General features: G+C 37.5%; 23 protein-coding genes and 1 riboswitch. Of the genes, 18 read left to right on the top strand and 5 right to left on the bottom strand.

What is annotated here, in order from left to right; genetic code table 11:
* Positions 1-55 precede the first annotated feature (55 nt).
* From HMPREF1630_RS06185 to HMPREF1630_RS06160, 5 genes are all read left to right on the top strand, one after another.
* Entirely contained in the window at positions 56-1,240 is a 1,185-nt protein-coding gene (locus HMPREF1630_RS06185) for an amidohydrolase (protein WP_231549520.1), read from the top strand.
* Positions 1,241-1,506: 266 nt separating this feature from the next.
* A riboswitch (SAM riboswitch) is annotated at positions 1,507-1,620 on the top strand.
* Between the two features lie 88 nt (positions 1,621-1,708).
* Positions 1,709-2,545, top strand: coding sequence for an SAM hydrolase/SAM-dependent halogenase family protein (locus HMPREF1630_RS06175; protein WP_004827040.1), 837 nt, complete (start codon positions 1,709-1,711; stop codon positions 2,543-2,545).
* Positions 2,545-3,096 (top strand): ECF-type riboflavin transporter substrate-binding protein, encoded by a 552-nt coding sequence (locus HMPREF1630_RS06170; RefSeq protein WP_004827038.1) that lies wholly within the window; start codon positions 2,545-2,547, stop codon positions 3,094-3,096. Before HMPREF1630_RS06175 ends, HMPREF1630_RS06170 begins: the two co-directional genes overlap by 1 nt.
* Before the next feature lie 5 nt (positions 3,097-3,101).
* A complete protein-coding gene (locus HMPREF1630_RS06165; RefSeq protein WP_037328112.1) occupies positions 3,102-4,811 on the top strand; it encodes an ABC transporter ATP-binding protein in 1,710 nt (569 codons plus the stop codon).
* A complete protein-coding gene (locus tag HMPREF1630_RS06160; protein ID WP_037328110.1) occupies positions 4,808-5,632 on the top strand; it encodes an energy-coupling factor transporter transmembrane component T family protein in 825 nt (274 codons plus the stop codon). The genes HMPREF1630_RS06165 and HMPREF1630_RS06160 overlap by 4 nt, the downstream gene beginning before the upstream one ends.
* A gap of 50 nt (positions 5,633-5,682) precedes the next feature.
* On the opposite strand, the gene HMPREF1630_RS06155 is transcribed toward HMPREF1630_RS06160, so the two are convergent.
* Both HMPREF1630_RS06155 and HMPREF1630_RS06150 read right to left on the bottom strand, forming a co-directional pair.
* Positions 5,683-6,330 carry a hypothetical protein gene (locus HMPREF1630_RS06155; protein WP_037328106.1) on the bottom strand — a complete coding sequence of 216 codons (648 nt, stop codon included), beginning with the start codon at positions 6,328-6,330 and terminating at the stop codon, positions 5,683-5,685.
* 52 nt (positions 6,331-6,382) lie between these two features.
* Complete coding sequence (locus HMPREF1630_RS06150; RefSeq protein WP_037328103.1) at positions 6,383-7,888, bottom strand: C69 family dipeptidase; 1,506 nt, start codon at positions 7,886-7,888, stop codon at positions 6,383-6,385.
* Between the two features lie 254 nt (positions 7,889-8,142).
* On the opposite strand from HMPREF1630_RS06150, the gene HMPREF1630_RS06145 reads away from it, so the two are divergent.
* Genes HMPREF1630_RS06145 through HMPREF1630_RS06125 form a run of 5 tightly spaced genes read left to right on the top strand, consistent with a single transcriptional unit; the run spans position 8,143 to position 13,950 of the window.
* A complete protein-coding gene (locus HMPREF1630_RS06145) occupies positions 8,143-9,477 on the top strand; it encodes a sugar ABC transporter substrate-binding protein (protein WP_004827027.1) in 1,335 nt (444 codons plus the stop codon).
* Positions 9,478-9,524: 47 nt separating this feature from the next.
* Positions 9,525-9,929, top strand: a complete 405-nt coding sequence (locus HMPREF1630_RS06140; protein ID WP_004827025.1) for a hypothetical protein — start codon at positions 9,525-9,527, stop codon at positions 9,927-9,929.
* Between the two features lie 5 nt (positions 9,930-9,934).
* The gene (locus tag HMPREF1630_RS06135) at positions 9,935-11,965 is read left to right on the top strand and encodes an ABC transporter permease subunit (protein WP_037328182.1); all 2,031 of its coding nucleotides are present in this window, start codon (positions 9,935-9,937) and stop codon (positions 11,963-11,965) included.
* Between the two features lies 1 nt (position 11,966).
* Positions 11,967-12,860, top strand: coding sequence for a sugar ABC transporter permease (locus HMPREF1630_RS06130; RefSeq protein ID WP_037328100.1), 894 nt, complete (start codon positions 11,967-11,969; stop codon positions 12,858-12,860).
* 4 nt (positions 12,861-12,864) lie between these two features.
* Entirely contained in the window at positions 12,865-13,950 is a 1,086-nt protein-coding gene (locus HMPREF1630_RS06125; RefSeq protein ID WP_037328097.1) for an ABC transporter ATP-binding protein, read from the top strand.
* A gap of 156 nt (positions 13,951-14,106) precedes the next feature.
* Here HMPREF1630_RS06125 and HMPREF1630_RS06120 read toward each other — a convergent pair whose 3' ends face one another.
* Entirely contained in the window at positions 14,107-14,571 is a 465-nt protein-coding gene (locus tag HMPREF1630_RS06120; protein ID WP_037328093.1) for a methylated-DNA--[protein]-cysteine S-methyltransferase, read from the bottom strand.
* A 64-nt stretch (positions 14,572-14,635) separates the two neighbouring features.
* Between HMPREF1630_RS06120 and HMPREF1630_RS06115 the strand changes: the two genes are divergently transcribed.
* The 3 genes from HMPREF1630_RS06115 to HMPREF1630_RS06105 all read left to right on the top strand — a co-directional run bounded on the left by HMPREF1630_RS06115 (position 14,636) and on the right by HMPREF1630_RS06105 (position 19,243).
* Positions 14,636-15,937: a glutamate-cysteine ligase family protein gene (locus HMPREF1630_RS06115; RefSeq protein WP_037328090.1), complete on the top strand. Its 1,302-nt coding sequence runs from the start codon at positions 14,636-14,638 to the stop codon at positions 15,935-15,937.
* Positions 15,930-17,300, top strand: coding sequence for a DNA repair protein RadA (gene radA / locus HMPREF1630_RS06110; protein WP_004827013.1), 1,371 nt, complete (start codon positions 15,930-15,932; stop codon positions 17,298-17,300). Before HMPREF1630_RS06115 ends, radA begins: the two co-directional genes overlap by 8 nt.
* 101 nt (positions 17,301-17,401) lie before the next feature.
* A complete protein-coding gene (locus tag HMPREF1630_RS06105) occupies positions 17,402-19,243 on the top strand; it encodes an FAD-dependent oxidoreductase (RefSeq protein ID WP_331279820.1) in 1,842 nt (613 codons plus the stop codon).
* 62 nt (positions 19,244-19,305) lie between these two features.
* Here HMPREF1630_RS06105 and HMPREF1630_RS06100 read toward each other — a convergent pair whose 3' ends face one another.
* On the bottom strand, positions 19,306-20,175 hold the full coding sequence (locus tag HMPREF1630_RS06100) for an NAD(P)/FAD-dependent oxidoreductase (RefSeq protein WP_037328088.1): 870 nt from the start codon (positions 20,173-20,175) through the stop codon (positions 19,306-19,308).
* Positions 20,176-20,386: 211 nt separating this feature from the next.
* Here HMPREF1630_RS06100 and HMPREF1630_RS06095 point away from each other — a divergent pair, with 211 nt between their 5' ends.
* From HMPREF1630_RS06095 to HMPREF1630_RS06085, 3 genes are read left to right on the top strand one after another with little or no spacing between them, the layout of a single operon-like run.
* Positions 20,387-21,256 (top strand): D-alanyl-D-alanine carboxypeptidase family protein, encoded by an 870-nt coding sequence (locus HMPREF1630_RS06095; RefSeq protein ID WP_037328085.1) that lies wholly within the window; start codon positions 20,387-20,389, stop codon positions 21,254-21,256.
* A gap of 1 nt (position 21,257) precedes the next feature.
* A complete protein-coding gene (locus HMPREF1630_RS06090; protein WP_037328083.1) occupies positions 21,258-22,202 on the top strand; it encodes a type I phosphomannose isomerase catalytic subunit in 945 nt (314 codons plus the stop codon).
* Between the two features lies 1 nt (position 22,203).
* Positions 22,204-23,466, top strand: coding sequence for a beta-N-acetylglucosaminidase domain-containing protein (locus HMPREF1630_RS06085; RefSeq protein WP_037328080.1), 1,263 nt, complete (start codon positions 22,204-22,206; stop codon positions 23,464-23,466).
* 31 nt (positions 23,467-23,497) lie between these two features.
* On the opposite strand, the gene HMPREF1630_RS06080 is transcribed toward HMPREF1630_RS06085, so the two are convergent.
* A complete protein-coding gene (locus tag HMPREF1630_RS06080; protein ID WP_037328077.1) occupies positions 23,498-24,940 on the bottom strand; it encodes a nicotinate phosphoribosyltransferase in 1,443 nt (480 codons plus the stop codon).
* Positions 24,941-25,091: 151 nt separating this feature from the next.
* Here HMPREF1630_RS06080 and HMPREF1630_RS06075 point away from each other — a divergent pair, with 151 nt between their 5' ends.
* Together HMPREF1630_RS06075 and HMPREF1630_RS06070 are read left to right on the top strand one after the other, a co-directional pair.
* Complete coding sequence (locus tag HMPREF1630_RS06075) at positions 25,092-25,739, top strand: HAD family hydrolase (RefSeq protein WP_037328074.1); 648 nt, start codon at positions 25,092-25,094, stop codon at positions 25,737-25,739.
* Complete coding sequence (locus HMPREF1630_RS06070) at positions 25,739-26,197, top strand: PTS sugar transporter subunit IIB (RefSeq protein ID WP_037328070.1); 459 nt, start codon at positions 25,739-25,741, stop codon at positions 26,195-26,197. Before HMPREF1630_RS06075 ends, HMPREF1630_RS06070 begins: the two co-directional genes overlap by 1 nt.
* Positions 26,198-26,218 lie beyond the last annotated feature (21 nt).

The raw sequence follows: 26,218 nt of genomic DNA, 5'->3' as shown, positions 1-26,218 counted from the left end.
TTAATTTTTATTTCCTCTTAAATTTTTGGGTAAAATTATATCAGAGGTGAGTTTAGTGAATGAATTATTAGAAGAAATATTTAGTGAAATAGACAATCATTTTGATGAGATGGTTGCTTGTCGTAGGCATATTCACCAAAATGCTGAGCTTTCTTTCAAGGAAGTGGAGACTGCTGATTTTGTTGAGGATTTTTATAAGGATAAGGATGTTAAGATAACAAGTCACATGGGTGGCAATGGCCTTAGGGTGGTAATTGATACAGGTAGGCCTGGCAAGACTATTGGACTTAGGGCTGACTTTGATGCCCTTCCAATCAAGGAGGAAACTGGACTTTCCTTTGCTTCTAAAAACGAGGGTGTCATGCACGCTTGTGGCCACGATGCACACACAGCCTATCTCATGGTCCTTGCAGATATTCTCCGTGAGAAAAAAGATAAGCTTGCTGGTAAAATTGTGATAATCCACCAACATGCAGAAGAAGTCCCACCTGGAGGTGCCAAGGGGATGATTGAGGCAGGAGTCCTCGAGGGGGTTGATAATGTTTTTGGTATCCACGTCATGAGTGCCATGGATTATGGCACTATCCAATACCACAAGGGCAACACCCAGACGGGCAGGGCCATGTTTAAGATAAAATTCCAAGGTAAGGGCGGCCATGGATCTATGCCTCACTTATCAAACGACTCAATTGTTGCCGCAAGTCATTTTGTGACAGCTGTTCAAACTGTCGTAAGCCGTAGACTTTCTCCATACGAGGTTGGAGTTGTAACCATTGGTTCTTTTGACGGCAAGGGCACCTTTAATATTATCAAGGATTCTGTAACTGTTGAAGGTGACGTTAGGGCCATGGCAGATGAGACTAAGAAAACTATCGAAGAAGAAATCAAGACCATAGCTAAGGGAATTGGGGAAACTTTTAAGGTAGGAGTTGAAATAGAATACACTGATGATTATCCAGTTTTATACAACGACCCTGAGATGACCCAGCTGGTTGTGGATGCTGTTAAAGAAGCTAAAATTGGGGAAGTTACCGATATAATCGACTGTGGTCCTCAACCACCATCTGAAGACTTTTCCTACTATGCAAAAGAAAGGCCATCTTGCTTTTTCTATGTAGGAGCAAAGAAGGAAGACGCCCCATATCCACACCACCACCCAAAATTCGACATCAGAGAAGATGCCATGAAAATCTGTGCCAAGGCAATGGCGGCTGTTGTGGTGAAGTATTTGGGGGAATAATGAAATATGATTGGCTAAACCTAGTATAGGTTGATTTTATCCGTTTGGATGTATAATAGAAACGACTAGAAAGATAGTATTCCCAATGGGAAGACAAAAAAGACAGGAGGATGGACTAACTCCTGTCTTTTTCCTTTTATATAATATTTATTTATCTTGTCATTCCGACAAAAACTCCGAAGGAGTTAACGAGGAATCATATAAATATAAGATAAGACTTTATTTAATAAAAAATAGCAAATCCCAGCAAAAGCAGTATAATAAAACTACCATAAAGAGAAGGGGAGAGACAAGCTCTGTGATCCTTCAGCAACCTACTTTTTGTAAGGTGCTAAAGCTTGGCTGATGGAGTTTTTTCACATCCATCAGGGCGATGGGTGTTTTTTCGTGCCTAAAATTTATTTATGGAAATTGACTGATAGAATTATGTTGATATAATATCCTAGTAATAATTTGAAAGGAATTTATATGAACACATTAGTTTTTCAATCAGATTTCGGTTTAGGAGACGGAGCAGTTTCCGCTATGCACGGAGTAAGTTTTATGGTAAATCCAGACTTAACCATAGATGACTTGACTCATGAAATTATGCCCTACAATATTTTTGAAGCATCTTATAGGCTTTTACAAACTATCAAGTATTGGCCAGAGGGCACAGTTTTTGTATCAGTAGTTGACCCAGGGGTTGGCTCTAGTCGCCATTCTATAGTGGTAAAAACCAAGTCAGGTCACTATATAGTCACACCAGATAATGGCACCATTTCTCATGTGGCAAAATATATAGGCCTTGAGTCTGCAAGGATTATAGACGAGATAAAGGATAGACTTCCTTTTTCCGAAAATTCTCACACCTTCCATGGTAGAGACGTTTATGCCTACAACGGGGCAAAACTTGCCGGTGATATTTCTTATTATGATTTTCTAGATGAGCTTAGTCTAGATGAGCTTTGCTATGAAACCATAAAAGATGCAAAAATCACTGATGGAGTCATAGAAGGCACTGTTGACATCTTAGATATTAGGTTTGGATCTTTATGGACAAATATCAGCCTCGATATGCTAAACGAAGCTGGTATCAAACAAGGGGATATGATTAAGGTCATTATCTATTATAAGGGCATCAAAAAATATGAAAATCAGATGACCTTTGGCCATTCCTTTGCAGATGTAGGTTTGGGTGAAACCGTAGCCTATATCAATTCGTTAATCAATCTTGGTATCGCAATTAACCAAGCGTCATTTTCTGCTACCTACCAAATCGGTACAGGGGCAGATTGGAGTATTTTTATTAAAAAGGAGCAATAATGAAAAAGAATAATTCTATTACTACAATTGTAGCTATCGGTATTGGCGCTGCTGTATTTTTTATCCTAGGTAGGTATTTATCTATACCAGTTGGCTTTATACCAAACACATCAGTTGAAACAACCTATCCATTCTTGGCTTTGATGTCAGTTCTTTTTGGACCAGTAGCAGGCGGTCTAATCGGTCTTATTGGCCATGCTATTAAGGACCTTCTAACTTATGGTCTATGGTGGTCATGGGTTGTAACATCAGGCATCACAGGCTTTGGTTATGGTCTAGTCGGTTCTAAACTTGACATTTCTCAAGGCACTTTTACAAAAAAAGATATGGTTAAATTCAATGTTGGCCAAATAATTGTAAATGTTCTTTGCTGGGGAATCATTGCACCAATTTTAGATATTTTAATCTATTCAGAACCAGCCAACAAGGTTTTTGCCCAAGGTTTTGTATCAGCAGGCTTAAATTCAGTAGCAGTTGGTATCTTAGGTACAATTTTAATCGCAGCTTATGCTAAGACAAGAACAGCAGATAATTCACTAAAAAGAGATTAGGATATATGGAAAATAGACAGGACCTGGTAGTTTTTGACAAGTACAATTTTAAATACAAGTCCCAGGTCGAACCTTCGCTTTTTGACATAGATTTAAAAGTGAAAAAGGGCGAGAAAATAATAATTGTGGGCCCATCTGGCTCTGGCAAGTCCACCCTTGCCAAAAGCCTAAATGGACAGATTCCAAACACCTTTCCTGGGGATATAACAGGCTCTTGTCTAATTGATGGAAAAGATTTACTTGATTCGTCTATTTTTGACCTATCCCTATCGGTAGGCACAGTTCTTCAAGATACAGACGGTCAATTCGTAGGCCTTACTGTTGCCGAAGACATTGCCTTTTCTCTAGAAAATGACAATGTAGACCAGGAAGAGATGAAAAAAATCGTTGAGAAGTGGGCGAAAGAATTAAATCTTTCTAAGCTTTTAGAAATGAAACCTGGAGAGCTTTCGGGAGGACAAAAGCAATCGGTCTCCATAGCTGGGGTCTTGGTTTCAGATGTGCCGATTTTATTACTTGATGAACCTCTGGCAAATCTTGATCCAAAGTCTGGCAGAAAGACTATGGAGTTATTAAAAAGGCTCGCTGATAAGCTTGGTTATACAGTTATTGTAATTGAACATAGGCTTGAAGAGGCCCTTTTACTTGATCCCGATAGGATAATTGCTGTTGACGGTGGGAAAATTCTTGCAGATATGAGTCCGACTGAACTTTTAAAGTCAGATATTTTGGAGAAAATCGGTATTAGAAGACCTCTTTATATCGACGCTATGAAATACGCTGGCGTAGATATTTCTGGCTACGAAAAGCTTGGAGACTTTGATGAAGTCGAAATATCACCAAAAGACCTTGCCAAGATAGAAGGATGGGCTAAGGGGCAGGTTGGCAAAGAAATCAAAAAAACTAATGAAGAAGTGATTAAAATAGAGAATCTGACCTTCTCCTATGAGAGGGAAAATATTTTGGAAAATCTTTCCCTAGAGATTGATAAGGGGGAAATAATTTCGATTCTAGGTCCAAATGGAGCAGGAAAATCAACACTCGCCAAGCTTATGTGTGGGTTCTTAAGACCAGATTCTGGGAAAATAATCCTTGCAGGGAAGGATTCGAAAGACCTATCCATAAAAGAAATTGCCGATAAGGTTGGCTTCATCCTCCAAAATCCAAACGCTATGATTTCAAAGACTATGATTTTTGATGAAGTCGCTTTTGGTTTGAGGGTGAGGGGAGTAGCCGAAGATGTAATCGAGAAGAAAGTTCATGATGCTCTTGAGATTTGTGGCCTATATTCCTTTAGGAAGTGGCCGATTTCCGCTCTTTCTTACGGGCAAAGGCGAAGGGTCACCATAGCTTCAATTTTGGTTTTAGACCCAGAAGTGATTATTATGGATGAGCCGACAGCCGGTCAAGACTTCCACCACTATACAAAAATGATGGAATTTATAAGGAAAATCAACAAAGAATATGACCTAACCATCCTAATGATTAGCCATGATATGCACCTAATTGAGGAATATACAGATAGGGCGCTTGTAATCGGTGATAAGAAAATCCTAGCTGATACTACTCCAGCTGAGCTTTTTAGTCAAAGTGAATTAATTGACAGGGCAAATCTTGCCGAGACATCGCTTTTTAAACTTGGTCAGAGGCTTAAAAGTATGGATGCCCTTGACTTTATAGAAACCTTTATTGGTTATGAAAGGAGCAAGAGATGAATAAGACCCTCGGATATATCAAGAACGATACATTTATTCACGGGCTTTCTGGCACAACAAAACTACTTGCTTTTATTCTCCTTTCTGTAATAGTCATGACTAGCTATGACACAAGATTTCTAATCCTCGTTATGGGCCTATCGCTATTGGCAATGAAAATTGCAGAAATTCATTGGGAAGATGTGGCATTTTTGATAAAAATTGTCGCAGTCTTTTCCCTAATCAATATCCTTGCAATTTATATTTTTGAGCCAGCCTATGGAGTGGGACTCTATGGGTCAAGGACACTTATTTTAGGCACTGGAAGGTATGCCCTAACTTTGGAGCAAGTTTTTTACGAATTTAACGTCGCTCTTAAGTATTTTTCAACCATTCCCTTGGCTATAGTTTTTATTTTTGCCACAGATCCGTCCGAATTTTCATCAAGCCTAAATAGGATTGGCCTATCCTACAAAATCTCTTACGCAGTCGCCCTTGCCCTTAGGTATATACCAGACATCCAAAAATCTTATTTTGATATCAGGCAGGCAAGCCAGGCTAGGGGGATAGAAATGAGCGAGAAGGCAGGTCTTGTAAAGAGAATTAAGGCGAGTAGCAATATTGTAATTCCCCTAATTTTTGACAGTCTAGAGAGGATTGAAGCCATAGCCCAAGCCATGGAATTAAGACGTTTTGGGAAAAATAAAACTAGAACCTGGTATAAGGCTAGACCCTTTGGTAAAAATGACTTTGTAATTTTATTTATCACCCTAGCCTTGGTCGGAATCGGAATTTCTTTATTTTTCATCAATCAGGGCAGGTTTTACAATCCATTTTTATAGAAAAAAAGAGCTCTCTTTATATAAGAGAGCTTTTTAGACCCTTCGGGGTCTTATTTTTTTGTTATTTTGTAATTTATTCCATTTACAAGTTCAACCTCATAAGGACTTTCGGAAAAATAGCCTCTTAGAAAGTCTAATCTGTAATTGTGGTAGGTAGATTCTTCGGACTTTAGGTCACCTACCATACCGGCTCCGACTTCAAAAGACTCGTGGTGGTCATGGCTGTGGCCACCTTCGCAAGATGCATTTCTTGAATTTTCAAGGTCGATGGCGTCTTGGTATTTTTTATGAAGGTTGGTGTTGGTTATCAAATACAAACTATCTCCATCTAGGACGGCTGAAAGACCTTGATCGCAAGGCATCCCGTCAAGGAGATAAGTATTGAGGTCGGTAAAAATTTGCTCAAAGCTTGAAAAATCTTTGTTACTACCACATTCTTTGCCGAGTTTAAAGAGCTTCTCGCTTGGATTTTTGCAAAGGCTGAGGGCTTTGGCAAGGCGACTTTCAACTATATCTATTTTTTCTTGGAGGTAGCCGTGGATATTTTCCTGGTCTAAAATTTCCTCCAAGGGCTTGGTTGAAACTGGTTCATATTCTATTTGAGAAAAATCCCCATCCATCAAAAAATCTGTGATTTCATCTTGGAATTTGATTTTTTCATACATCAGGTAGTGGATTGGTCCTAGGGTTTTTGACATATTTACTCCTTTTATATTTTAAAGATAAAACCCGAGCTTGGCTCTGGCACTATTAGGCATCTGATCTTGAAAAGCTATTTTTCATTTTGTTGGATGCTACATAGAGGACTTGGTCTAAGAGGTCTTGGCTTTCTTCTTTTAGGAAGTCAGCAATTTCTTGGTTGGCTTCTTCTAAGACTTTTACAGAAGCTTCCCTAGAAAGATTTTCTTTTATAACTTTCTCATCTGTCTTATAAATCATTTCCCAACCAAAGCTTCCAACTTTTTCCTGGTAGCGTTCAATTAAATTAGCTGTATCAGCGAAATATGGGTCTGCAAGGGCTGCTACGATTCTGTTAATCCAGTAGAAAGATTCTGTGGTGACCTTGCCTGTAGTATCTCTCAAATAGGCTGGTGTATCTGTGATATTTACATAAAATGGCACCATGGTATTAAAGACGTTTGAGCCTAGGGCAAGCCATTCGATGGCCTTTATAGGTTCTGGCATATCTTTTCTAATTTGAGTGAGGCCTAGGAAGTTGTTTCTGTTTATACCAATTGGGCGGAAGGCTCCTGCTTGAGATGCGTCTCCGTGCTTTTTGTATGGGTCGTAAGGTGTGCCTTGGAAGTGGTGGGAGAGGGCATATTTTATATCCTCAACTGTGATTTTCCTCTCAGGGACCCTTGCCCATGGAAGGTCGTCATCGTCAGGTCTTAGGTCAGCATCAATCCCATCATAGGTGTTTGATCTAGGATTAAAATATCTTTGTAAAATCCAAGCCCTTGGAGTGTTGTAAACGTGGTCAGCATCAGAATGGCTGCCAAAGGCGTCCCTTGGATTTATATTTCCATCAAGGGATAGGTCTAGGTTGTGCTTTTCTATAAAAACTTTTAGGTCAGCTGAACATAAGTAGTTTTCACCCTTACTGAGAGCATCCTCTAGGTCGAAAGTATCAAGTCCTAGCTGGTTTGGCATGATGACATAAGAATCATCTGGGACACGTCTTGCAATCCAGTGGTGGCCACCGATGGTTTCTAGCCACCAAATTTCGTTTTCGTCTTGGAAGGCAATGCCGTTTTTTTCGTAGGTTCCATATTCTTCTAGGAGGGAACCTAGGCGAAGGACACCTTCTCTAGCAGAGTTTATATATGGGAGGACTATTGAAACAAGGTCTTCCTCACCAATGCCACCAGGCACTTCTTCCTTAAAATCTTTATCACCTTTTTTTCCTACAGGTTTTTGGTAAACAACAAGGGGGTCTGCACCTAAAACTCTTTCGTTAGAAGTAATTGTTTCGGTCGCAGTCATAGCTACGTTTTTAGAATTTACCCCGCAAGCGCCCCAAATTCCTTGACCTGCCACAGCTTCTGGCATGGCTGTATAGGTGAGAGGGTTTGATGGTAGAGGTATTTCCACCTTAGAAATCACTGCTTTATAGACCTTAACTTGGTCTTCTGATTTTATTAAAACAAATTTTTTTGGACTATATGAACCACTGCCAGAATCCTCATTTCTGGCAACTAGGGTTGATCCGTCAAAGCTTGCATTTTTACCTACAAGTATAGTTGTACATGCCATAGTAAATCTCCTTTTCTTTATATAAATAATGTACCGTTTACCCAAAGAAATGAAACAGAATTAAAAAAATTTTTAAAAATTTTTCGAAAAAATAAACAGGTGTAAATGGCAAAGTTTCAATCTTGTTTAAGGGTAGAGAAAAATATTTTTTCTTAATTTTCGAGAACGATTCCGATATTTAATTGACATAATTCTAATTATTATATATAATAAGCATATGATAAACGCTTTCATATCATTTTTTAGGAGGAAATATGAAAAAAGGAATAAAAACAATAATGGCCCTATCACTTGCCTTTGTTATGGCAGCATGTGGTGGAGCTAAAGACGGTGGCAAAGAAGCTGCTGAAGGCGGTAAGGAAGCTAATAAAGATACAAGCGCAAAATTAACTGTGCAAGCAGAAGAAGGCTGGGTAGATTATTACAAAGCTGCTGCAGAACGTGTAAAAAAACAGTTTCCAAATGCAGACATCGAAATCAAAACTGTAGGCTCATTCGACCACTTAGATATAATCGATGCTACAGCTGCAACTAACGAAGACGTTGCTGACCTATTTGCAATTCCAGCAGACAGGCTTTATGGTCTACATGGAAATGACATTTTAGCAGCTATTGACTCTCAAAAACTTGCTAAAGAAATTGGTGGTTGGGATGATTTTGATAAGGGAATCGGTGGAAACTTCAAAATCGATGATGAATATTTTGCTTTTCCATTCAACATTGAAACACTTATTACTTATGTAAACAAGAAAAACGCTGAAGAAAAGAAAGTTGACCTTTCAAAACCAATTGAAATCAACGATGTAGCTGATGAATCAACAGTTTTACTACCAATTTTTGATGCTTGGTACGGTGTTGCAGCAACAAACTCTTCAGGAATCGAACTTCTTGGAAAAGATAAAGATGGTAAATTATTCTCAGACTTCACAAAAGAATGGGATGAATTAGAACCAGAAAAACAAGCTACAGTTAAGGCACTTTTCGAGTATTGGAAAAAACACAACGAAGCTGGTACACAATTATTCGATGCTGACGCTGGTTGGGGATACATTGATGATACCTTCAAACCAGGCAAGGGTGGCGTAGCTAGACTTGGTGGACCATGGGATGCAGCTCCTATATCTGAACAAGCAGGCGAAGGCAACCTAGAAATTTTCCCAATTGGACAATTAACTCTAGCAGGCAAACCACTTACTCACTGGCAAGGTGGATGGGGACTTGCAATGAACGCTAGAATCGAAGAAGATGCTGACAAGGTAGCTCTTGCAGAAGCAATGATCAAAGAAATTGTAAATCCAGAATTCGCTGCTGACCTATACAAGGCAACAGGTAAGGTACTAGAAAATGTAAGCGCTGAAAAATATCAAGGAATGGACCTCCCAGAAACTGATAAGAAGATCATCGCAGCTACAATCACTTCTTACAAAGAAGCTCCAGCAAGACCACTATTTAAAGAGTGGGGCGATGTATGGGATACCTACAAAAACGCAATACTATCTTGGAACTCTGTAAAACCAGCTGACGAAAAAGCTGCATACGCAGAATTAAAGGCATCATTCGAAGCAATGATGGCAAACTTTAACCATTAAAATTATTAAGGGGCGTCCATTAGGACAGCCCCTTATATTTCAAAGTTATGGAGAAAGTAAAGCAAAGAAATAAATTTTTATTAAAAATACTAATAATATCTGCGCTAATCATCCTTAATTTTAGCTTAGAAGCTATGATGATGGCAAAAGATCCAAGTGTTTTTACAACTATTTCTAAAATTAACCCAGAACTAAGTTATGATGATTTTTTAAACTCGATTATTTTTTCATTATTTATCAAGGTTATAAATCCCATAACTATATCCCTATACACCTTTTTTACTATTAAAAAATACGGAATTAACAAAACCTATAAGCTATTTTTTGGGGCAATGACTCTTATTAGTATAGTCAACCTATTTTTTTCATTTAGCATAGGATCTGTATTTTATTATCTAGGACTTATACTAAATATTTTCTTATTAATAGTAATAACAAGACAAGAAAGGTAATGATAATGACTTATGAAAAAAGCCTTATAGATAGGAGGGGCAGGACTTATCCAAGAAAGAATCAATACATTATAGATTTGATTGAAGCTAAAGAAATCGGTTCCAGCCCTAAATATACTAAAGCAAACCATCCATACAATATTAAGTTAAAAGAATATGAAAATCAGAAAAAAGCCCTCCTAGAAAAAGCGAAAAGTGAGGCTAGTTCTGATAAACACCTTCCAACAGATGGTAAATTAAAAGACCTATATATAGAAAAACTCGTGGCAGAGAAGATGAGGTCTTTCTATGAGGAAAACAAAGATTTATCTTATGATAGTCTTCTTGACTACAGGCTTAATGAGCTTGATGTAAATGAGATACCAAAAATCTTAGACCACGATAAATTTTTAAAAGACAGCTTAAAAGATGCTTTAGAACGTCAAAAAAACTTGACTAGCGAATATATCGAAGCAGAAAGTAAGTTTATCGAAGCTGATAGGAAGGTTCTTAAGGAAAGATATGAACACGATGTAGCCGAAATCGAAGAGGCTTTCAAAGAAGAAAGAATATCTAAAAAAGCCTATAAGGCTACTAAAGAACAATTAAAACAAAAGTTTAAAGATCAAAACCTAAAGATAGACTACAGGAATCCTGAAAGATCAATAAAAGAAGAGATTGAATCTTATAACTATAAGCTTAAAGAAGATCTTAAACACTCCTTAAAGATTTTGGAAGAAGAAAGATCAGATGCTAGGAGAAGGACACCTATAGAAGTAGAAAAGGAAAGACCTTTTAAATCTATAATTACAGCACCAATCCCAGGTCTTGGCCAACTATTAAATGGTCAATGGCAAAAAGCTTTGATGTTTTTCATCGGTGCCTTATTTGTATATTTTATAGCTATTCCTTATGCGCTTGGCTTTGGAAATTACCAAGGAGACGGTATCGCAGGTCTTATTTCCCTAGCCCAAGGTGGCAAGAGACTTGATAGGTCTATAATCTTTATGATAGAGGGAATCTTAGCCCTAGCCTTTATCCTAATTGGACTTTGCATCCTTATAGGATCATTTCTAGATGCCTATAGGACTGAAAAGGGAGAAATCCAAGGCATAAGACCAAATTCATTCTTTGAAACAAGGAAGTACCTAAGAACTGATGGGTTCCCATACCTAATAACTTCACCAGCTCTTTTGGTAATTGTTTTTATAGTAATAGTACCAATCGTAACAGCTATTCTAATTTCCTTTACAAATATGGATCCACAACACCAAAACAAGTTCACTTGGATTGGTCTAAATAACTATATTTCTATAGCAAGTGGTCAAGGAATAGCAGGTAAGGCCTTCTGGCATATTTTTGGTTGGACAATTATGTGGACAATCGCAGCTTCTACACTTGCGATTGTATTGGGCTTCATCTTTGCTCTTATGGTTAATAACGAAAGAATCAAAGGTAAGAAGTTTTTTAGAACTATTTATTTATTGCCATGGGCAATACCAGCCTTCATCACAATCATGTTCTTCTCAATCATGACCAGTCGTGGGGGTGTAATAACAGAGGCTGTAAATTCTTTGTTTAACACATCGTTAGACATTAAAAATAACACAGTTCAAACAAGAACAGCCCTAGTGCTACTTCAAGGTTGGTTGGGACATTCTTATATATTCCTTCTTACAACTGGTGTACTCCAAGCTATACCAAAGGACTTATATGAGGCTGCAAGCATAGACGGAGCTACAGGATTCCAAAGGACATTAAAGATAACAATTCCTTTGGTACTTTTCCAAATATCTCCAATGTTAATCAACCAATACACATTTAACTTTAACAACTTCTCAATAATTTACCTCTTTAACGGCGGTGGACCATTCAATCCACAAGTTTATGGTAACTTAGCGGGATCAAGTGATATTTTGATTTCATACATCTATAACTTGACTATGAACAGTCAGTACCAGGCGATAGGAGCTGCGATTACAGTATTCATCTCTATAATACTCATAATCATTTCCTTCTTTGGTTACATGAAATCATCAGCCTTCAAGGAGTATTAGTATGTTTAAGAAAAAGAAAAATAAAGACCTCTACCTATCAGACCTCCAGCCACTTACAACTGCAGGCAAGGTAGCCTTGACACTTTCCTACCTAATCTTATTTATATGGGCTGCGATTATCGTTGTACCACTCGTAATCATGGTTGTTTCATCATTCAATGGCAACCAAGGCCAATATATATCAATGACAGGCGACTTTGTATTTTCTGTAAATAACTTTAAGTATTTATTTGAAAAAACTCAGTTCTTAAGATGGGTAGTAAATACATTGAAAATAGCAACAGCAACAACAATCCTCACCCTAATCTTTGTATCTTTCACAGGCTATGCTTATTCAAGATTCAGATTTAGGGGCAAGAAAGCAAGTCTTATAACCATAATGCTAGTTCAGATTATCCCAGCCTTCGCAGGAATCACTGCTTACTATGCTATACACACAATTATTTCAGGTGTAGTACCGGTATTTTCTCGTACAATGATGCTGATTTTAATCTATTCTGGTGGGGCCATAGCAGGTAATACCTTTATCTTAAAAGGTTACCTTGATTCTATATCCCAAGAGCTTGATGAGGCAGCAAGGATAGATGGATGTTCAAACTTCCAAGTATATAGGCTAATAATAATGCCACTTGCAAGACCAATGCTAGCAATCATAGCCCTTCAATGTTTCATAGGACCATTTCTTGATTACATGATGCCAAAAATACTCTTGACAAATCCAGCAGATTACACCTTGGCAACAGGCCTATTCACCCTAATATCAGACGTTAGAAATATGAACCAACCGGCCTTTGCAGCAGGAGGCTTCTTATCAGCCATCCCTGTTATGCTCCTCTTCTTGTTCCTACAAGATGAGTTAGTTGGAGGATTGTCATCAGGTGCAGTGAAAGGATAAAATAATGAGAGTTAAATTAGATAATTTAGGAAAAAAATATGAAGGAAGGGATAAGTTTACTATTAGAAATATCGATCTTGATATCAAAGATAAAGATTTCTGTGCTATCCTAGGTCCTTCAGGTTGTGGAAAATCAACCCTAGTAAGAATGATAGCGGGCCTTAACTCAATAACAGAAGGTACCCTATACTTTAACGACAAAATAATGAACACAGTAGAGCCAAAGGATAGGGACATTGCCATGGTATTCCAATCTTACGCCCTCTACCCACACATGACAGTATATGATAACATGGCCTTCTCCCTAAAAATGAAAAATGAGAGAAAAGAAGTCATAGACCAAAGAGTGCAAGAAGCAGCAGACATTTTGCAATTAAGAGACTACCTATATTCTAGACCATCAGACATATCAGGTGGTCAAAGACAAAGGGTAGCCCTAGGTCGTGCTATAGTAAGAAAACCATCAGTATTCTTAATGGACGAACCACTTTCAAATCTTGATGCTAAACTTCGTGAGCACATGAGAGTTGAAATTGTAAGGATTCATAACCAGCTAGAAACAACCAGCTGCTATGTAACCCACGACCAAACAGAAGCTATGACCATGGCAACAAAAATCATCCTTCTTGACCAAGGTAAAATCCAACAAGTAGGAGCACCAAATGAATTCTACCAAAGACCAGAAAACCTCTTTGTAGCAGGCTTTATCGGTTCACCAACTATGAACATCATAGAAGGTAAAATAGAAAATGGTATGTTTGTCAACAAGTCTGGCCTTATGAAAATAAAAGCAAACGACAAAGATGCAGCAGCACTTAAAAATTATGAGGGTAAGGAAGTTTATCTTGGAATAAGATCAGAAAGATTTATACCAGGTGAACACGAATATAACTCTGTAACTGCAACTATTGAAGTTATAGAAATGCTAGGCAAGGAACAAATAATCTACTCAAGAATGGAAGATGGCACAGAGCTCGTAGTAAGCCAGCCAGGCCATTATGAATATAGAAAAGGTGAAACTCACACCTTCAGCCTAGACCCAGAAGCCCTCCACTTCTTTGACGGAGAAAGCACAAATAGAATCAACTAAACAAAGAGAGTCGGATGCCCGACTCTTTTTTGTTAGGGTAATAATTACAACTGATTTAAGTAAAAAGAAAATTAAAATAATCGGAGATTTTACTTATCTGTGTATTTATTGGTGGTCTAATACTATTTTTGGTAATTATCTATTTTAAAATATGAATTATAAGGAAACATCAAGCCCTTCTATTCTAAGGAGGGCTTTTTTTATTTCCTTGCCATAGGCAAATCCACCAAGGCTTCCGTCTGATTTTATCACCCTGTGGCAGGGAATTATGATTAAAAAAGGATTTTTGCCGATGGCTGTGCCTACTGCTTGGTTCGCTCTTGGCCTTCCTATTATTTTTGCGATTTCTTTATAAGCGGAAGTTTTTCCGTAGGGGATTTTTAGTAAAGCTTGCCAGACTGATTTTTGAAAGTCAGTGCCTTCTGGGTCCAGGAGGTCTAAGTGATCAAAGCTTGTTCTTTTTCCTTCTAGATATTCTAAAATTTGGTCTTTAAAGGTATTAAAGATTGGCTGGTCGTGGCTTTTTTTATAAATTTCATCAACTAATTCGATTTTCTTTATCTTTTCCTCATAGGAAATTTTTATAGTTCCTAATTGTGACTTAAAATAACCGTATTTCATAGGTTTATTATACCTTGGTTTATTTCTCAAAAATTCGTATAATGATAGGAGTAAAGGGGTTATTATGGAAAGATTAGAAAAGATTCAAAAAATTGTAGATTTTATTAAGGCTGGTGAAAAGGACGAAAAGAACTTTAGGTTGGGCTTTGAAATAGAACACTTTGTTGTTAATAAGGATACTTTAGAAAGCAAATCTTTTTATGGCCACGACGGGGTAGGCGAGATTCTTGAAGACTTAGCTAGCCTTGGCTATAAAAAAGCTGATGAAACTGGCATGGCTTTTTCTGATGGCAGTGTCGATATCTCAATAGAGCCTGCTGGTCAATTTGAGCTTGCCCTAAGGGCTAAGGCCTCTGTTGGTGAACTTTTTGAAGTTTACAAGACCCACATGGAAAGACTTGTTCCTATTTTTGAAAGAAGGGGCCTTCTTTTAGTTGCTCTCGGCTATCATCCAAAATCTAAAATTGATGAAATAAAGATTATTCCAAAGACTCGCTACGATTTCATGTACAAGTATTTTGAAAAATATGGGGGAGAGTTTGCCCACAATATGATGAAAGGAACTAGCTCCATGCAGTTGGCAGTGGATTTCAAAAACGAAGAAGATTTCAAAAAGAAATATTTTCTAGCTTCTGCCCTTAGCCCATTTTTGTATTCAGTCTTTGATAATTCCTTGATATTTGAAGGTGAAATTTATATCGACAGGAACTTAAGACAAACAATTTGGGAATATACAGACAGGGACAGGACTGGGCTTTATGATTTTGCCTTTGATTCTGACCTATCTTATAAAAAATATGCCGAAAAAATTCTCGATACACCTATGATTTTCATGCCAACACCTGATGGTGAAACTTATATAGGCAGGAAAACCTTAGACGAATTAATGACAGAAGAAAATACTGATGAAATGGTAAACCACGCCCTTTCTATAGTCTTCCCAGATGTGAGGGTGAAATCCTACATTGAAATTAGGATGCCGGATAATATTCCATATCCTTACAACATGGCGGCAGCCGCTCTAATAAAGGGCATATTTTTTGATGATCAAACTTTAGATAAGGTCTATGAACTTTTTTCTGATATGACTTATGACCAGGCCCAAAAGCTTAAGAGCAATGCAACTAGGATGGGGATTTTTGCTCTTTATGAAAATGTAGAAATTTTCCAACACGTCCTAGATATAATTGACATAATTAGGCCAGTTCTTGAGGAAAATGAAAATAAATACCTAGACGAACTTGAGTCTATGCTTGATTTTGGGATTGTACCAAGGGATATTTTTGCGAAAATTTATAAGGAAAATCCAAAGAGGGCTGTTTATGAATTTTCTGTAAATAGGTTTGTGGAGGCAATCAATGGCTAAGGTAAAAAAAGCCTACGAATGCACAAACTGTGGACATATCCAAAATGTTTGGGCAGGCCAGTGTCCAGCTTGCAAGAAGTGGGGAAGCCTAGTTGAAACAACCATCAAGGAAGAAAAAGTGGGAAACAAAGTCGTCCTTGATGATGATAAAAAAGCTAAAATGCTAAGGGAAATCGAAATAAATGAATCGGAGAGAATCCACTCAGCCTACGAAGAATTCGACAGAGCTGTGGGAGGAGGACTTGTTCGTGATTCGGTTTCTATCCTTACAGCTAGACCGGGTGCAGGTAAGTCTACACTTTTATTACAATTATCAAAATCTTATGCTGACGAGGGGCTCAAAGTACTCTACGTATCAGGAGAAGAAAGTGAAAGTCAGATAAAATCAAGGTCGCAAAGGATAATGAAAGATGAACCAAAAAATCTTTGGATCCTTTCGACAAATTCTATGGACCTTGCCATTAAGGAAATAAAGGCAACTGGTGCTGACATAGTAGTCCTAGACTCCATCCAGACTTTTTCCCTCCAAGAATTTGACAACAAGCAAGGATCTCCTACCCAGACCATAGAAGTCGCAGGTAAGGCTGTGGAAATGGCAAAAAATCCAGAGAAAAAACGTGCCTTCATCATGGTGGGCCACATGACAAAGACTGGTGAAATGGCAGGTCTAAGAACCCTCGAGCATCTGGTAGATACAGTCCTAATCCTAGATGGAAGTCCTGATGAAGACCTAAGAGTCTTAACTTCAAGCAAAAATAGGTTTGGAAGGACAGGGGAGATTGGATTGTTTTCGATGGATGAGGAAGGCTTAATAGAAATTACAAATCCGAGTGAATATTTCATCACACAAAGGGATAGCGAAATCGAAGGCTCAGCTATCTCTGTGACCAAGGAAGGCTCAAGGCTTTTAGAAGTGGAAATAGAGTCGCTTGTGTCAAAGTCCTTCATGCCATATCCCCAAAGAATTGGCGATTCCCTAAGGCGAGATGACCTAAACACCCTAATTTCTATCCTTCAGGAAAGAGCAGGACTTAACTTATTTGACATGAATGTCATAATAAAAACTACAGGTGGGCTTAAATTATCCGAACCATCTGTAAACCTCGCTATAATTATGTCGATAGCATCTTCCTACCTTAAAAAACCAGTTTCAGATAAGGTGGTTTTTATAGCAGAAGTAGGTCTTACTGGAGAACTTAAAAAAGTGCCTCAGGCCAAGCAAAGAGTTAAGGAATTAGAAAGACTTGGCTATGAAAAAGTCTATTTAGCAAAAAATAGCCTAGAGCAAAAGGATTTTAAAGCAATAAAAATTATTCAGTTAGCAAATATAAAAGAGGTTATTACAAACGTCTTCAAAGTGTAAATCAAGGGGATCATCCTTGATTTTTAGGTAAATAGAAGGTGTACTTTATAAGTAAATATTACACAAACAGAATATTTTAAGGATAGTAATATGAAAAAAATATATTCTTAGTAGGCGCACTTGGCCTCCTTCTTCCTCTTTCTACTTGTAGCAAAGATGAGAAGGCAAGTGAAGACACCAAAGAAAAAGAACAACCTGCAAAAGCCGAAAAGAGCATTGATGATGGTAGCTTTGAAGAAGTAGCTACAGGACATAATGGTGATATCAAATTATCTGTGACTTTTAAAGATAATAAGATTGAAAAAATAGATGTAGTTGAATCTTCTGAAACACCAACAATTGCAGATACAGGATTCAAAGAAATAATTAATAGAATCTTAGAACATCAAACCTGTAAGGTTGATAATATTACCGGAGCAACTGTCACATCTGATGCTGTTAAACAAGCAGTATCTAAGGCAATAGATGAAGCTCATGGTAGTGAAGACTTCAAAAAAGAAGTAAAAGAAGAACCAAAAGAAGCAATCAATATAGACACTGACTTATTAGTTGTAGGTGGTGGTGGAGCTGGACTTAGTGCAGCTTTGTCAGCAGACCAAGAAGGTAATAAGGTTACAGTTTTAGAGAAAAATGCTATGCCAGGTGGCCATACTGCCTTATCTGGTGGTTTTGCTTTGATTACTGGTTCCAAAAATCAAAAAGATGTCTATGGTGTTAAAAATGATAGCGTAGAGTCTGTATATGAAGATAATATGAAAAATGGTGGTGGAAAGTCTATACCAGAAGATTTGAAGCTTTATGCTGAGAAGATGGGAGAAGCAACAGATTGGACTGTTGATTATGTTGGTTCAAAAATCCCTGAAAAATTAACTTCACTTGGTGAAAATAGCGTAGATAGGGCTATGATCTATGAAGGAGCAGGTGCTGGCTTTGTTCAATCATTGTTGGATAAAATAAAAGATACTAAGATAGATTTAAGGACAAATACTAAAGTTGCTGAACTAATCTATGAAGATGGCAAGGTTGTTGGTGCTAAGGCTACAATGTCTGACGGTACACCTGTAGAAGTAAAGGCTAAGGCAGTTCTTCTTGCGACAGGTTCTTATGGTGCCAATAAAGAAATGCTTCCTGAAAGCTTGGATAAATTTGTATTTTATGGTGCTCAACTTGCCCAAGGTGAAGGTCAAAAGATGGCTCAAGACATTGGAGCAGATGTTGTAAACCAAGGCTATGTTGAACTTTTTGAAAATGGTGTTGAATGGAAACCAGGCATAGCAAAATCAACCTATAATGGCTCTATGGCAACTTGGGATGTATCAGGAATCTTGGTTGACAGGGCAGGAAACAGAGTTGTAAATGAAAGATCTGCTGGTATTAACATTGTTAAGGAAATGGAAAAACAAGAAGATGGCAGACTATTCTTGATAATGGATGCTGCTACCTACAAGGCTTTTGAAGATAATGTTGCAGGCTATGGTATTACAAAGAAAATGCTTGATGATTGGATAGCAACAGATGGAGCAAAAATTCCTTATTTTGCTAAGGCTGATAGCCTAGAAGAACTAGCTAAAAAGGTAAAAATTGATCCAGAAGGATTGAAGAAAACTGTTGAGAGATACAATGGTTTTGTAGCGAATAAAAAAGATGAAGATTTCGGCAGAGATCCTAACTATATGAAGGCTAAGATTAGCGAAAATGGTCCTTATTATGTTGTTGAACAATTGCCAAGATATGCAACAACCTTGGGTGGATTAAAAATCGACAACCAACTAAGGGTAATCAACAAAGAAGGTAAGGCTATTGAAGGTCTCTTCGCTTCAGGCGATGTAGCCGGTGGTGCTCGTGGAGATGACTCTATACCAGGAGCAGATTTTGGTTGGGCAGTAACATCAGGTTATGAAGCTGGTAGAACAATTAGCGACTATTTAAAAAATAAAAATTAAATAAAAATTTAAAAAGGGCACCCCTTAATCCACTTGGAAAGGGGAGCCCTATTTTTGTCGTTTTACTTGCTTGCTTTTATACCGGCAAGGGTGCCATCGGCAACAGCTGTGGCTATTTGTTTTACATCTTTAATTCTAACATCTCCTGCGAAAAATAAGCCGTCAACTTTTGAACTTATGTCTTCAGCAAGGAAGGTATTTTTTATTTCGGCTAGGTCTTTGACTAGGTCGGTATTGCCGTTTTGACCGATTTGGACATAGATTTCTATGCCTTCTTTATCTTCAATTACACAATCATATAAGATGGCCTTAACACACTTATCATCTCTTACTTCTATATCTTTAAGGCTTGTAGATGTGTGGACTTTTATCTTATCTGAAGCTTCGATTTGCTTTTTAAATTCGTCAATGCACATAAGAGCATCTTGATTTTGAACTATGTGGACTTCTTTGGCGAATTTGGCTATATATAAGGCTTCCTTGCTGGCTCCATCAGATCCACCGTTTACTACAACAGTTTTATTCTTAAGGCTTTCTTCATTGCCATATGGCCAATGTTTAACCTCGAAGCCCTTGTAGTCCATGTCAAGTTCTTTTAAGTGAGAACCCGCCGCATATATAAGTTTTTTACCTTCATAGGTATTTTTATTTGTTTTTACAAGGAAAAAGTCGTCTTTTTTCTCTATAGACAAACACTCTTCATAAGTTACGTCAATCTTAGAAAAGGCGAGTTGGTCTTTTAGTTTTTGTGAAAATTCCTCACCTGATTCATTATCGGCAAGACTAGCATAATGACTAACTTTGGAAACATGGCTAATTAGACCACCTACCCTATCTTTTTCTAGTAAAAGTAGGTCCTTGCCACGAGCCTTTGCATATAAGGCTGCACTTACACCGGCAGGGCCTGCTCCAATTATAATTATATCTTTCATATTTTTCACCTCGATATTACTATCTGATAGAAATAATCAATTGCAAGTATTTATAAGAGATTTTAGGCTTGCTTTTCTAAATTTTTCCGGGGCGATTTAAAGCAGATAAGGTTTAACAGATTCTTTTTAAGCTTAGAAATTTTTAAGAGTAATCTTTAAAACTTACAAAAAAATTAATTATTTAAAATGAAATTTAGTGTACAATAGAAGTATGAGAAAGATTAGAAATTTATTTATAATTGCCTTACTTTTGATTATAGCTGTTTTTATTAGCACTAGGGTCAAAAAACAGGCTGAGGATCAAAATTTTATATCAAAGGCAGTCTACCTTTACAACCTAACTGATGATAAGGAAGTCCTTGCTAAAAACGAAAATGAAAGGTTGCCAATGGCTTCACTTACAAAAATTATGACTGTAAGGGTAGCCTTAAAGCACATAAAAGATCTCGGTCAGATAGCTCCTGTAGATACAGATGCTTATTACAGAGCGGTTGAAATGAATGCATCAATGGCAGGCTTCAATGGAGGAGAAACTACAACCTATAGGGACTTGTTATATGCAACCATGCTAAGGTCAGCTGGTGAAGCTGCAGACAGTCTTGCCATAAATATATCTGGGTCTATGGATAATTTTGTAGACCTCATGAACCAGGAAGCAAAAGATTTGAAATTGAAAAACACATCATATGCCAATGCCGACGGTATGGATAATCCTTCAAACTACCAATCTGCCAAAGATTGTGCCATGCTTATAAAAGATAGTCTTAAGGATGGAAATTTTAGGGCGATTTTTACAAAAAAAGACTTCAAGACAAGTCCAACAGTCAATCACCCAGACGGGGTTTACCTAGAATCAACAATTTTCCACCACCTAAAAAAATACCAGCAAAATGGCTTTGAAATAATTGGAGGCAAGTCTGGAACAACTGATGACGCTGGACTTTGCTGGGCAACTCTTGCTGTGAAAAACAACAAGGAATACATCCTAGTTGTAATGGGCGTGCCCTATGATAACATAAACAACCTAAACGATGGTCACATAGAAGAAACTTTGAGGATTTACGAGAGTATAGGAGACTAAAATGGAAAAAATTTTATTTTTAGAAGGGAAGTTTTCAGAGAAAATTTGGGGAGGAGCTAGGCTTAAAACCGAATATGCTTACCCTATTCCATCAGATAAGACAGGAGAGTATTGGGCGATTTCTGGCATGGAAGGTGCTTCGTCTGTCGTCACAAATGGTGACTTTAAGGGAGAAAGCCTAAGAGATATTTACAGAAACCACAAGGATTTATTTGGAAATTCTAAAGAAGAAAATTTTCCACTCTTGGTAAAAATAATTGATGCAGCAGACGACCTTTCAATCCAAGTCCACCCGGATGATGAAATGGCAGCTCGCCTTGAAAATTCAAAGGGCAAGACTGAGTGTTGGTATATCCTAAATGAGGAAGATGCGTCAATTGTTTTTGGCCTAAAGGTTAAAAGCAAAGAAGAAGCTATAAAATTAATTGATGAAAGAAAATGGACTGACCTATTAAGGGAAGTGCCTACCCAAAAAGGTGATTTTTTCTTTGTCAGGGCAGGCACAGTCCACGCCATAAAAAAAGACTCCCTAATCCTTGAAATACAACAAGCTTCAGACATCACCTATAGGCTATATGACTATGATAGGAAGGATGCTGATGGAAATTTAAGACAGCTTCACTTAGAAAAATCCAAAGAAGCCATAAAAATAATCAAGGAAGAAGGACAAATCCAAAAAATATCCCAACAAGGTTATGAGGAGAGAATCCTAACGGAAAATGAATACTTTGAAGTTAGAGAATTTAAGTTTAAATCCGAAGGTGTTTTTAAAAGAGCAAAGCCTTACCTCCTAGAATCTGTAATTGAAGGGGCAGGAGAAATTGAAATAGACGGAGAAGTTTATCCTCTTAAAAAAGGAGATTTCTTTATAATTACAAATTTTGCTAAGGATTATAAAATTACAGGAAAACTTACAATCATAGAAGCGAATCCTATGGAGGTCTAAGATGAAAAAAGGTATTATAGAGGGATTTTATGGTATTCCCTGGACCTTTGAAGAAAAAATGTCGATGATAAAATTTCTCGCAGAGATCGACATGGACCAATATATCTATGCACCAAAAGACGATCCCTACCACAACAAAGAGTGGCGCAAGCCTTATCCAGAAGAAGAGATTGGAAAGATTAAGGCCCTAGCAGAGCTTAGCAGGGAAGAAGGTATAGAATTTACCTGGGCTATCCATCCAGGGCAAAATCCCTTTGACTTTGATCTTTATGATGAAGAAATTTCTAAGATTTTTGCCAAGTACAGGCAATTGATGGATGCTGGTGTTAGGTCTTTTGGACTTTGCATGGATGATATCGACAAAGCAGTCGCCTATGAAAAAAGAAATGCCCACATGAATCTCATAAGGGACTTGGCAGATTTTGTGGAAAAGGAGACAGGAAATCATCTTTACTTTGTCCACCCTTGGTACAATGACGCTTGGATTAACGAGCAGGGTTATGAATACGAAGCCCTCTTGAGGGATATTAAAAATCTTAACGTCATGTGGACCGGCAACCAGGTTGTCGCACCGATTTCTCATAAGTCAAACGAAGACTTCAGAAAAAGAACCGGCAAAAAGCCATATATTTGGTTTAATTGGCCAGTAAATGATTATAGGCCGGATAAAATTTTTATGGAAATTTTTGAATTTTACGATTCAAAAGACCTAAACTTTGACGGCTTTTACCTAAATCCAATGAACCAGGCAGAAGCTTCAAAAATAGCAATCTACCAATTGGGTGAATATTTGAAAAATCCTCTAGCATACGAGCCGGAAGATGCCTTTATAAAGGCAATAAATTTTTTGGAGCCAAAGGCGAGTGGGGATTTATTTGAACTTGCTTCTAGTTTTTGTGGGTCCTTGGTCTATGAGAGGACAGAGGGAAAGAAATTTAGTGAAGATAGGGAGATTAAAAGAGCCTTTGATCAAAAAGATTTAAAAACTCTAAACTATCTTTTGGGAGAAAAAATAAAGGCCGCAGAATATTACCAAAAAAATCACGCAAATGAAGACCTATATAGGGAAATAAAACCCTTTGTAGTAAGCTTACAAAATCTTTCGAAAGCTATTTTAGCAAAGTTTGATGGAAATATAAACGAGGCAGAAAACCTATATAAAGAATCTAAAAATATTAAAATCCAAGTCTTAGGCGACGAAGGCTTAGAAGAAGTTAATGTAAGAACCAGCGAAGTCTTGGAAGAAATTTACCAAAAAATTTAAGCACAAAAAAGGCAGCCTAAGCTGCCTCTTTTTATTTAGATTTTGCTTCTATAATTAATTTTTGTTTCAAATTCCAAAGTTTTTGGGAAAGGTCTACGTAATAATTGTGTGGGGCATCATACCTCTTAACTTCATCCCAAAGGCTTGCGACTTCTTCTTTTCTATAGGCGGCGATTTTTTCTAGGGAAGGTTCCTCGTAGACTAGCTTACCTTTTTCGAAGATTTTAACTTGCATTTGTCTTGCCTTGTAATTTTTCATTTTTTTCATCTTCCAAGTGAAAAGTGGGTCAAAGATTACAAGAGGTTCGGAATCGTCAACTTCTTCGTCCCTAAGGGCTATATAATCTGCCTCTGCCTTGCCGGTTTCTTTGTCATAAAGCCTGTAGACTTTCTTGAAGCCTGGAGTTGTAATTTTTTCTACATTTTCAGAGACTTTGATTTTAGCTTCAAGCTCACCTTCTTTTTCGATTGCAACAAGCTTATAAACCCCACCAAAAACAGGGTCAGACTTGGCAGTAATTAGCCTTTCACCTATGCCAAAGGAGTCGATTTTTGCTCCCTGGGCAAGGAGGGATTCAATTTTAAATTCATCAAGTGAATTTGAAGCGACAATCTTAAAGTCCTTAAAACCATTTTCATCAAGCCTTTTTCTAACTTCCTTAGAAAGGTAGGCCAAATCTCCTGAGTCAATCCTAACTCCACCTGTAAGTCCCCTTGGCACGAGTTCTTCCTTAAAGACCTTCATGGCATTTACAAGGCCAGATTCAAGTGTGTCGTAGGTATCAATTAAAAGGATACAATTAGTTGGGTACATTTTTGAGTAGGTTTTAAAGGCTTCGTACTCTGAATCAAAGGCCTGAATCCAAGAGTGGGCCATGGTGCCTGAGGCCTTAAAGTCATATTTTTTGGCCGAATAGGTGTTGGATGTGATAGGGGCACCAGCTATGTAGGCAGCCCTTGCACCTGTAATAGAAGCGTCAGCACCTTGAGCACGTCTTGCCCCAAATTCCATAACAAGCCTGTCGCCAGCTGAAGATACAATCCTGTTGGTCTTTGTAGCTATTAGGGAATTAAAATTCATTGATAAGAGCAAGTAGGTTTCAATTATAGAACACTCTATGATTGGCGCCTTGACAGTAACAATTGGTTCGCCCGGAAACATAACTGATCCTTCAGGAAAGGCATAGACGTCTCCAGTAAACTTGAAATTTCTCAAATATTCTAAAAATCCTTCAGAAAAACCACCCTGGTCCTTAAAATATTCTATATCTTCGTCGGTAAAGTGGAGGTTTTTAATATAGGAAATTATATCATTTAGACCTGCGAAAATCGCATAGCCACCACCATCAGGATTTTTTCTGTAAAAGGCATCGAAGACTGCGACGGTGTCTTTCATTCCGTTTTCGTAATAACCATTAGACATAGTGAACTCATAAAAATCACTAAGCATGGTTAGGTTTCTAATCTCTTTCATAAACTCCTTCTTAAATATTTTCTCATTTAATATTTTATTGCAAATATTATCTTACCTATATTTATACCCTAAAAGTGGAAAACTTTCTTTAAATATTTATCGTACACAAATTTTTAAAGAAAAGTACAATAATAAAAAAAGCGAGGATTAGATGTATATATTTGATATAGACGGTACCTTGTTATACACAATAGATACCATAACTTATTTTATAAATGAAACTTTAAAGAAATTTGATTTGCCTTCTTGTCCAAAAGATAAGGTTGAGGCTTTTGTGGGAAATGGACCAGTTGTCCTATGTGAAAAAACACTCGACTATGTTGGTGCAAGCAAGGATCAAGCTTTTAGGAAAAATTTTTTAGATTCTTATAATAAGGCCTACGATGATGACCCAGCCTACCTTACTAAGGCCTATGACGGAGTGAAAGAGGCGCTTGATGAACTTAAGAAAACAGGAAAGCCTCTTGTTTGTTTCTCAAACAAACCTGACGAAACTTGTAAGAAGGTCATTCCTGTTGTTTTTGGGGAAGGTTTTTTTGATGCTATCCTTGGTTATAGGGGAGATTATGAAAGGAAACCATCACCTGCAGGCATAATGATTTTAAAGGAAAAGTTTGGGGTTGATTTTTCAGATATTATTTATTTTGGTGATAGCGAAGTAGATATGAAGTGTGGAAAAAATGCTGGGATTTTTACTGTTGGTGTATCTTGGGGGTTCAGAGATAGGAAGGTTCTTGAAGATGCCAACCCAGATCTTATAATTGATGATCCAAGCCAAATGGTCATTAGGAGAGTCTAATGGGAGAAATTTCTTTAGCGAGAATCGATTCTAGGCTGGCAAGTGGCCAGCTTGTGAAGGACTGGTGTGAGAAATATGGCCTAAAAAAGGTAATCATTGCCAATGATAGGACTGCCGAAGACCCAATTAGAATTGAGGTGATGGACCTTACAATTCCAGAAGAAATAGAATCAACTTATTTGAAGGTGTCAGGTGTAAAAGATTTTCTAGACAAAAATGAGGGAGCGTATTTTTTGCTTGTAGAAACAACTTGCGACTTAGAAAAAATTTTGGATGCTGGTGTTTCAATCAAAGAAGTGAATGTTGGCATAATTCATTTGTCAATTGGTAAAAAATCTCTCACAGAGCTTGTAGCTGTGGACGAAAATGATTTGAGAATCTTCGATAAAATCAAAAATCAGGGAGCAAAAATTTTTATTAGGACTTCGGTTTTTGACGATGAAGAAAAAATAATTTAATAAAAGGCAAAAAATTATCAA

It is taken from the genome of Anaerococcus lactolyticus S7-1-13, assembly GCF_000758765.1.
Taxonomy (GTDB): domain Bacteria; phylum Bacillota; class Clostridia; order Tissierellales; family Peptoniphilaceae; genus Anaerococcus; species Anaerococcus lactolyticus.
The sequence above is the reverse complement of the archived record's forward strand: the minus strand, read 5'-3'. Positions and strand labels throughout refer to the sequence as shown.